We start from the raw sequence: 9,073 nt of genomic DNA, 5'->3' as shown, positions 1-9,073 counted from the left end.
CGCGTGCCTGGGCTTCTTCCTCTGCCGGTACGTGCTCGGGCAGCCCGCCATGGCCCCGTACGCGCTGTTCGGCGTCGTCGCGCTCGGCGTGCTCTCGCAGATCTGGGGGAGTCCCGGGCGCCGGGCCCGGACCCTGCTCGCCGTGCTGCCGGTGTGCTGGGTGCTCGTGACGCTGGGCACCCTGCTGAGCGTCAGCACGTGGACCGCCGCGGCCGGGATGGTCGTGCTCGGCTTCGCGATCCCCTTCGCCGGGGTGGGCGGGCCGCGGCTCGTGGGGCTGGCCGCCGGGATGCAGCTGCTCTACATCCTGCCGTCCTTCCCGCCGTACGACCCGGGCGCCCTGCCGTGGCGGCTGGCCGGCGTGACGCTGGCGGTGCTGCTGCTCGCCGCGGCGGAGCTGTGGTTGTGGCCGGATCGCACGCCGGTCCCGTACCGGCGGAAGCTGGGTGATGCGGTCGAAGCCGTCGCCGGGTGCCTGGGCGCGGTGGCGGCGATGTGGTCGGGCGACCCGGCCGGGCGCGAGCGGCTCGCGGCGTTGCTGCCGGACGCGACCGAGGCCAGCGACGCGTTGCGGCCCTCGCGGCTGCCGGCGATCCAGCGGCCGGCGTCGGCGGGGCGCCGGGACCGGGCGCTGAGCGCGGCGGCGGGGACGGCGCGGCTGATCCTGGGCCGGTCGGTCGACCTCTATTTCCACGACGACCGGGGCGCCCTGGGCAAGGCGGAGGCCGCCGAGCTGGTGCGGGTGACGGCGGGCTGTGCGCAGGCGGCGGCCGACTATCTGCGGGGGCACGGCGAGCTGCCCGACACCAACCTCATCGCGGCCGGGCTGGCGGACTTCCGGGCGGCCCGGGAGCGTACGGATCCGGACGGGGTCGATCCGGACCTGCTGCGGCTGGGCTCGCACGCGCTCAGCGTGGGGGAGTGGACCAAGAACCTCGTCACCGAGCTGCGGATCGTGGCGGGCGAGCCCGTGCACCCCTCGGACCGCTACTGGTTCGCCGGGCAGCCAGCGTGGCGGCTCTGGTGGCACCGCCTGCGGGAAAATCTCACCCCGCGCTCGGTCTACTTCCAGGGTGCCCTGCGGCTGGCGGTCGCGCTGGGCGTCGCCCGCGTGCTGGCCGGGGTGCTGGACCTGTCGCACGGCTTCTGGGTGCTGCTGACGATCCTCACGGTGCTGCGCACGTCCGCGGCGGAGACCCGGTCCGCGCTGCGGCCCGCCCTGGTGGGCACGGTGCTCGGCTCGGTGGCGGCTGCGGTGCTGCTCGTCGTCGGTGTCCACCCCGTCGTGTACGCCATAGCGCTCCCGCTCGTGATGCTGGTCGGCAACGCCGCGGGGCCGGTGCTCGGGCCGGCCTGGGGCCAGGGACTGTTCACGGTGACGATCGCCCTGGTGTTCGCGCAGCTCGCCCCGGTCGACTGGCGGCTGGCCGAGGCCCGGGTGCTCGACGTGACCGTCGGCGCGGTGATCGGGGTGCTCATCGGCCTGTTCGCGTGGCCGCGCGGCGGGGCCGGGGAGCTGCACCGGGCCACGTCCGCGTTCCTGGCCGACGGGGCCGGCGTGGTGCGCGAGACGGTGCGCGTCCTGTCCCGGCACGGTGCCCAGGACGGCGCGCTGGCCCGGGCGCGGCGGGACGAGCGGCTGGCCGAGGCGTCGTACGCCCTCTATCAGACCGAGCGGCACGGCCCGGCGCCGCTCGACTGGCAGGCCACGCTCATCGCCGGGCAGCACGCCGTGCGCGGGGCCGAGGCGCTGCTGCGCGTCACCCCGGAGGGCCGGTTGCTCCCGTGCGCCACCGTTCTCGACGCGGCCGCCGCCGACGTGGCCGGGCGGTTCGAGGCGGCCGCGGCGGCCGTGCTCGCCGAGCGGCGCCAGGCGCCGGCCGGGCCGCCGCCCGAGCTGCCCTGGCCCACCGACCTGGGCCGGGACCTCTACCACCTGGCGGACCTGCGGGTGTGGCTCGACGGGCTGCGCGAGGACCTGTCCCGCATCGCCGGCAGCCCGGACCGCGCGGGCCCGGTGCCGGTGAACCTCGCCTGAGCCGCCGCGGCAAAAGCGGCAGCGAGAACGTGCGGCGATACGTGGCGGCGAGGCTCAGGCCGTGGCGGCGAGGACGCCGCCGCCGGTGCGCTTGGCCTGGTACATGGCGGCGTCGGCCGTCCGCATCAGGCCCGCCATGCCGGCGCCCTGCGCGGGGAACATCGTGATGCCGACGCTCGCGCCGACGTCGATGCGGCCGCCCTCGACGGTGTAGGGCGCGCACAGCCGCTCGTGCAGGCGCTGCGCGATCGCCTCGGCCTGCTCCTCGTCCGGGTCGCGGGTGAGCAGCACGGCGAACTCGTCGCCGCCGAGGCGGGCCACCAGGTCGTGGCCGCGGACCGCGCGCTGCAGGCGGCGGCCGACCGCCTGGAGCAGGGCGTCGCCGGCGTGGTGGCCGACGGTGTCGTTGACCCGCTTGAAGCCGTCCAGGTCGATGAGCAGCAGGGCCAGCCGCTCGCCGGCCGCGGTCGCCGCGGCGACCTCCTGCTCGGCGCGCTCGAGCAGGTGGGTGCGGTTGGCCAGGCCGGTCAGGGCGTCGTGGTACGCCTGCCGGGTGAGCTCGGCGACGTGCTGCTGCTCGGCCTGGCGCAGCCGGGCGCCGTCGACGACGAGCGCGCCCTCGAGCGCCATCTGCTGGGCGAGCGTGCGGTCGCGCCCGCTCCAGTGCCGCGGGCCCGAGGTGTCGCCGCACAGCACCATGCCCACCGGGCCGGAGGCCGACATCAGCGGCAGCGCGATGAGCGAGCGCAGGCCCAGGGTCTCGACCACGCCGCCGGGCCGGGTGCGGGCCGTCGCCGTGTCGTCCAGCAGCAGCGGGGCGCCGAGCTCGTGGACGGTGTGCCAGAGCGGCGAGTCGGCGGCGCGCCGGCCCTCGAGCGACCGGGCCAGCGCGGCCTCCGTCTCCGGGGACATGCCGATGCCGGTCACGTAGCCGATCCGCCCATCGGGGCCGATCAGGTGCATGGCGGCCCGATCGGTGCGGAACGCGTCGTTGGTGAGGCGGGCGAGGACCTGGCCGGCCGCCTCGACGGAGCGGGCGCCGGCGCCTTCCTCGTACATGCGCTTGATCGTGTCGGTGGCGTGGACCACGTACTGGCGGTCGCGCTCGGCCGCGAGCACCTGCAGGGTCGCGGCGAGCTGGAGGGCCACCCCGGCCGCGACCTCGGGGAGCAAGTTGTCCAACCCTTCACCGGTCAGCACCGCGACGCCGTGCGTCTGGCCGCCCATGCGCAACCTCAGGGCCGTACGGTCGTGGACACGCACTCCCGGCGCTCCCGCAGCGACGCGGAACACCCGCCCGGCGACCTTGAGATCGTCGGCGGCAGCCGGTCCGGCGGTCTCGGCGACGCGCAGGCTCCCGTCGTCGGGGTCCAGGGTGAAGACGGTGATCGCGCGCAGCCCGCAGGGGCCCGCCAGCCGTCGCGAGATCAGCTGCAGGGCATGGGCCAGCGAGGGGATGTCCCGGGTCATCGCCTCCACGAGGTCGACGAGCAGCCGCAGCTGCTCGGCGCGCGGGGAGAGCACCGCGACAGCGTCGCCGTCGGTGTGCGTCTGAATGCCGGGAGTCACGACGGTATGCATCGGCACCGGCGTGACGCGCCTGAGCATCCGGGTGGTGCGGGTCCTGGTGACCCGACCGACTACCGTTCGACCGACCGGGTACTTCCCGCCCGGCGGAGCGCGAGAGGGAGTACGCCCATGAAGGTGTGCGTCGTCGGAACCGGTTACGTCGGTCTCACCACCGGCGTCAGCCTGGCGTTTCTCGGCCACGACGTGACCTGTGTCGACCTCGATCAGGCGAAGGTCGACATGCTCTCGGCCGGCAAGTCGCCGATCTACGAGCCGCACATGGACAGCCTGCTCGCCGACTCCGCCGAGCGCCTGCGCTTCACCACCGACTACGGCGACGCGGTGCCCGCCGCCGACGTGGTCTTCATCGCCGTGCAGACCCCGTCCCTGCCCGACGGCAACCCCGACCTGCGTTACCTGCGCTCGGCGGCGGAGAGCGTCGGGGCACACATCGGTGAGGGCTTCACCGTGGTGGTGAACAAGTCGACCGTTCCGATCGGCAGCAGCAACTGGGTCGACTCGATCCTGCGCGAGTCCTTCGAGCGCACCCACGAGCGCCGCAGCAACGGGGAGTTCTCGGTCGCCTCCAACCCCGAGTTCCTGCGCCAGGGCGCCGCGATCAAGGACACGCTCTACCCGGACCGGGTCGTGGTCGGCTCGGACAACCCGCGCAGCCTCGACGTGCTCAACCGCCTCTACCGGTCGCTGCTCAACCAGACGTTCACCCCGCCCACGTACCTGCCGCGCCCCGCGGAGCTGGGCGCCGTGCCGATGGTCTCCACCGACCTGGCCTCGGCCGAGCTCATCAAGTACGCCGCCAACGCCTTCCTCGCTCTCAAGATCAGCTTCGCCAACGAGGTCGGCCAGCTCGCCGGCCGCGTCGGCGCCGACATCACCCAGGTCACCCGGGGCATCGGCCTCGACACCCGGATCGGCTCCCGCTTCCTGCAGCCGGGCATCGGCTGGGGCGGCTCCTGCTTCGGCAAGGACACCGCCGCCCTGATCGCCACGGCCGCCGACTACCACCTCGAGATGCCGATCGTCGGCGCCGCCCGCGAGGTCAACCAGCTCCAGCGCCGCCTGGTCGTCGACCGCCTGCTCGACGAGCTGCGCATCCTCAAGGGCCGCCGCATCGGCCTGCTGGGCCTGGCCTTCAAGCCCGACACCGACGACATGCGCGACGCCCCGGCCCTCGACATCGCCCGCATGCTCCTCGACCGGGGCGCCCGCATCAGCCTGCACGACCCGGTCGCCGCCGACCGCTTCCGCCGCGAGCAGCCCGACCTGGTGCAGTACCTGGCCGGCGACGTCGAGGCGGTCTTCGACGACAGCGACGCCGTGGTCCTGGTCACCGAGTGGTCCGAGTACCTCGACCTGGACTGGGGCAAGCTCGCCGGCCTCATGCGGTCGCCGGTCATCCTCGACGGCCGCCACACCCTCGACCCGGAGAAGCTCGGGAAGCTCGGCTACCGCTACCTGTCGGTGACCGGCTCCCGCTGACGCCGGTCAGCCGAGGGCGGCGCAGAGGTCCTTGGCGATCCGGTAGCCGCCGGAGACCGTGCGGTAGTTGGTGGCGGAGATGTCGAGGCGCCAGGCCGCGCCGGTGATCTCGTAGTAGCCCGGCTCGAGGTTGCTCTGGCCCGCCCGGATGGCGACCAGGAGCGGGCCGTGGTTCCGCATGGTGACGGCGCCGTCCTCGTGGTGGGTCGCGGTGCCGCTGGCGCTCGCGTTGCCGCGGACGGTGGCGCCGGTGCTGACGTTGGTCAGGCGGTAGACGAGGGGGCCGGTCGCCGCCTCGACGTGGACCGAGCCGTCGGGATGGGTGCTCAGGGTCTTGTAGTAGACCGCGTCCACGACCGGGTCGGCGTGGATGGCGAAGGCGCACGGCACGCCCGCCGGGTAGTCGAAGGGCGGGCTGGGGATGCGTTCCCAGCCCGCGCCCGGGGCGTCGGCCCGGGCGGGCGCGCCGGACGCGAGGACCAGCAGGATTCCCGCCGCGACGGCGGTGAGCGATCTGAGCATGTCCCGAACCTCGCAGGTGTCCACGATGGACGTAAACCCCTCGCTCGCCCTGCGCGACACCTCACGTCACGGGAGGATGCGGCACGTCACGGGAGGATGCGGCGCCAGAGGGCGACCAGGTGCGGGTCGACGGGGAGGGCGAAGGAGCCGCCCGGGCGGACCGCGCTGCCGACGTGGAAGGCGCGCACGCCGGCGCCGAGCAGGGGTGCGAGGTGGTGCTGCCGGAGGCCGCCGCCGACCAGGACGGGCGGGGTGTTGCCGGCCTCGGTGAGCAGGGTGCCCAGGCCGGACTCGACGCCGGCGGGGCTGCCGGCGGTGAGGACGCCGTCGAGGCCGGGGAGGCCCTTGATCGCCTGCCACGCGGACTGGCGGTCGGCGGCGTGGTCGAGGGCGCGGTGGAAGGTCCACGGGCAGCCGTCGATCGCGGCCAGGACGGTCTCCAGGGCGGCCAGGTCGACGTCGCCCGCCGGGGTGAGCCAGCCGAGCACGAACTCGCGCGCCCCGGCATCGCGGAGGGCGCGGGCGGTGGCGGCGAGGGCGTTCGCGTCGGGGGCCGCGTACCCGTCGGTGTCGCGCAGCATGACGCGGACCGGGAGGCCGGCCGCGGCCCGGACCGCCGCGACGGTCCCGGGGTCCGGGGTGAGACCCTGCGCGCTCATGTCGGTGACGAGCTCGATCCGGTCGGCACCGCCGTCGGCGGCGGCGCGGGCGTCGTCGGGGGTGAGGGCGATGACTTCCAAGATCGTCTCTGGCACGGGCGCATCGTCCCACATTGAGCTGAACGGCGAGGTTCGCCTCGGTCCGGGACATCGACAATCTTCCCTCGAAATCTTGACGTTACATGAGCAACGTTGTTGAAATGTGTGAGGTCTCGTTCATTGCCGTAGGTCAATCCCTCTCCGCTCCGAAGGGATCCCCCACACATGATCAGAAACAGACATCTCGCCGTCGCGGCGGTGGCGAGCCTATTGGCCGCCGCGGTGGCGTCCCCGGCCCGGGCCGCCGAGCCCGCCTGGCACAAGGGCATCCCGCCGATCGCGACGCCGTGGACGGACGCGGTCGGCCCGGCCAACGCGCTTCCGGAGTACCCGCGCCCGCAGCTCGTCCGCGGCAAGTGGCAGAACCTCAACGGCGTGTGGGAGTTCGCCAAGGCCGCCGTCGGCGAGGCCCCGCCCGTGGGCAGGTCGCTGGGCGAGCGGGTGCTGGTGCCGTACCCGATCGAGTCCGCGCTGTCGGGCATCCAGCGGCACGAGGACCGCATGTTCTACCGGCGGACGTTCACCGTGCCGGCGAGCTGGCGGACCGGCGGCCAGCGGCTGCAGCTGCACTTCGGGGCGGTCGACTATGACGCCAAGGTGTGGGTCAACGGCACGCAGGTCGCCACGCACCGGGGCGGCTACGACGGCTTCGACATCGATGTCACCGACGCGCTGACGGCAAGCGGCCCGCAGGAGCTCATCGTCTGGGCCGAGGACCTCACCGACGCGACCGGGCAGCCGATCGGCAAGCAGCGGCGGCAGAGCGACCGCGGCATCTTCTATCAGGGCAGCTCGGGCATCTGGCGCACGGTCTGGATCGAGCCGGTCGCCGCGAGCAGCATCACCGAGCTGGTCCAGACGCCCTCGCTCGCCGACAACTCCCTCAAGCTGACGGCGAACGTCACCGGCGCCACGGGACTGAAGGTGCGCGCGACCGCGGCCGGCAAAACCGTCACCGGAGCCGCCGGGGCCCCGCTGTCGCTGCCCGTCGCGAGGCCGCACCTCTGGACCCCCGACGATCCCCACCTGTACGACCTCAAGGTCGAGCTGCTCCAGGGGTCCCGGGTCGTCGACACCGTGACCTCGTACTTCGGGATGCGGGAGATCGGGATCAAGAAGGGCGCCGACGGCAAGAACCGGATCGCGCTCAACGGCAAGATCCTCTTCAACATGGCGACGCTCGACCAGGGCTTCTGGCCGGACGGGCTGAACACCGCGCCCACCGACGCCGGGCTCAAGTTCGACCTGCAGCAGCACAAGGTCATGGGCTTCAACGCCGTCCGCAAGCACATCAAGGTCGAGCCCGACCGCTGGTACTACTGGGCCGACAAGCTGGGCCTGCTGGTCTGGCAGGACATGCCCGCCGCCAACACCGGCCCGATCCCGGTGGAGTGGCGCGGCCAGTTCGAGGCCGAGCTGCACGAGATGGTCCGCGAGCACCGCAGCTGGACCTCGATCGTCGCCTGGGTGCCGTTCAACGAGGGCTGGGGCGAGTGGGACCGCGCCGCCACCGGCCGCATCGCCGACGAGGTCAAGGCCCAGGACCCCAGCCGGCTCGTCAACGCGCACAGCGGCGTCAACTGCTGCAACTCGCACGGCGACTCGGGCCGCGGCGACGTGATCGACCATCACCAGTACCTCGGCCCGGCCACCCCGCAGCCCGATGCCACGCGCGTCGCGATCGACGGCGAGCACGGCGGCTTCGGGCTGAAGACGTCCAACCACATGTGGTTCGGGGACGGGCAGGCGTACGAGATGGAGCCAGACTCCGCGACGCTCACCCGCAAGTACGTCGAGAACCAGCGCGCGGTCATCGCCTCGGCCCAGCAGTGCGGCATCAGCGCGGCCATCTACACGCAGATCACCGACGTGGAGGGGGAGCTCAACGGCTTCTGGACGTACGACCGGCAGGTCGCCAAGATGGACCTCGGCCAGGTCCGCAGGATCAACCGGGAGATCATCGCGTCGGCGGACGGCAGCGCGGGGAACGTTCCCCAGCCGCCGGCCGGCACCCCGGGCCTGACCGGCATCGCCGCCTACCCGTTCGACGGCACTCCCGCCGACGCCGCCGGTGATCACGACGCGACGCTGATCGGCGACCCCGGCTACGTCTCCGGCTCGTCCGGGGAGGCGCTCTCCCTGGACGGCTCCTCCCAGTACGCCGACACGGGCGCCCCGATCCTCGACACGTCCACCGACTACACGGCCAGCGCCTGGGTCAAGCTCGACAAGGCCGACGGCGCCTTCCAGACCGTGGTCAGCCAGGACGGCGCCACCGTCAGCGACTTCTTCCTGCAGTACTCGGGCGCCGACCAGCGCTTCGCGATGAGCTTCGCGGGCGTCCGGGCCCTGTCGCCCACCAAGCCCGAGACGGGCCGCTGGTACCACCTCGCCGGCGTCCGCGACTCGGTCAAGGGCGAGCTGCGGCTCTACGTCGACGGGCAGCTCGCCGGCTCGGTCAGCGCCTGCGCCCCGCAGGTCCAGCCGACCGGCACCACGGTCATCGGCCGCGGCAAGTACAACGGCAACCCGGTCGACTACCTGGACGGCGCGGTCGACGACGTGCGCCTCTTCGACCGGGCGCTGTCGGCGGCCGAGATCGCCCAGCTGGCGGCGCCCGCCCGGTGAGCGAGCTCCGCCGAACCGGGCCCGGCCTCCCTCGGAGCCGGGCCCGGCTCCCGTTCCG

6 protein-coding genes are annotated in these 9,073 nt (G+C 73.5%); 3 read left to right on the top strand and 3 right to left on the bottom strand.

Annotation, left to right across the window (positions count from 1 at the left end):
- Positions 1-2,038, top strand: a 2,038-nt coding sequence (locus tag RBH18_RS30765; RefSeq protein ID WP_306213961.1) for an FUSC family protein, incomplete at its 5' end; no start/stop codon positions are given.
- A gap of 54 nt (positions 2,039-2,092) precedes the next feature.
- Here the strand turns inward: RBH18_RS30765 and RBH18_RS30760 are convergent.
- Positions 2,093-3,607, bottom strand: a complete 1,515-nt coding sequence (locus tag RBH18_RS30760; protein ID WP_306213960.1) for a sensor domain-containing diguanylate cyclase — start codon at positions 3,605-3,607, stop codon at positions 2,093-2,095.
- A gap of 129 nt (positions 3,608-3,736) precedes the next feature.
- Between RBH18_RS30760 and RBH18_RS30755 the strand changes: the two genes are divergently transcribed.
- Positions 3,737-5,107 (top strand): UDP-glucose dehydrogenase family protein, encoded by a 1,371-nt coding sequence (locus tag RBH18_RS30755; protein WP_306213959.1) that lies wholly within the window; start codon positions 3,737-3,739, stop codon positions 5,105-5,107.
- Positions 5,108-5,113: 6 nt separating this feature from the next.
- Here RBH18_RS30755 and RBH18_RS30750 read toward each other — a convergent pair whose 3' ends face one another.
- Both RBH18_RS30750 and RBH18_RS30745 read right to left on the bottom strand, forming a co-directional pair.
- Positions 5,114-5,629 (bottom strand): hypothetical protein, encoded by a 516-nt coding sequence (locus RBH18_RS30750; protein ID WP_306213958.1) that lies wholly within the window; start codon positions 5,627-5,629, stop codon positions 5,114-5,116.
- Positions 5,630-5,715: 86 nt separating this feature from the next.
- On the bottom strand, positions 5,716-6,384 hold the full coding sequence (locus RBH18_RS30745; protein WP_306213957.1) for a copper homeostasis protein CutC: 669 nt from the start codon (positions 6,382-6,384) through the stop codon (positions 5,716-5,718).
- Positions 6,385-6,552: 168 nt separating this feature from the next.
- Here RBH18_RS30745 and RBH18_RS30740 point away from each other — a divergent pair, with 168 nt between their 5' ends.
- On the top strand, positions 6,553-9,015 hold the full coding sequence (locus tag RBH18_RS30740) for a LamG-like jellyroll fold domain-containing protein (RefSeq protein ID WP_306213956.1): 2,463 nt from the start codon (positions 6,553-6,555) through the stop codon (positions 9,013-9,015).
- Positions 9,016-9,073 lie beyond the last annotated feature (58 nt).

The organism is Actinoplanes oryzae (assembly GCF_030757795.1).
In the GTDB taxonomy this organism is placed as follows: Bacteria; Actinomycetota; Actinomycetes; order Mycobacteriales; family Micromonosporaceae; genus Actinoplanes.
Note: the sequence above shows the minus strand (reverse complement) of the source record. Positions and strands in the feature narration are given on the sequence as shown.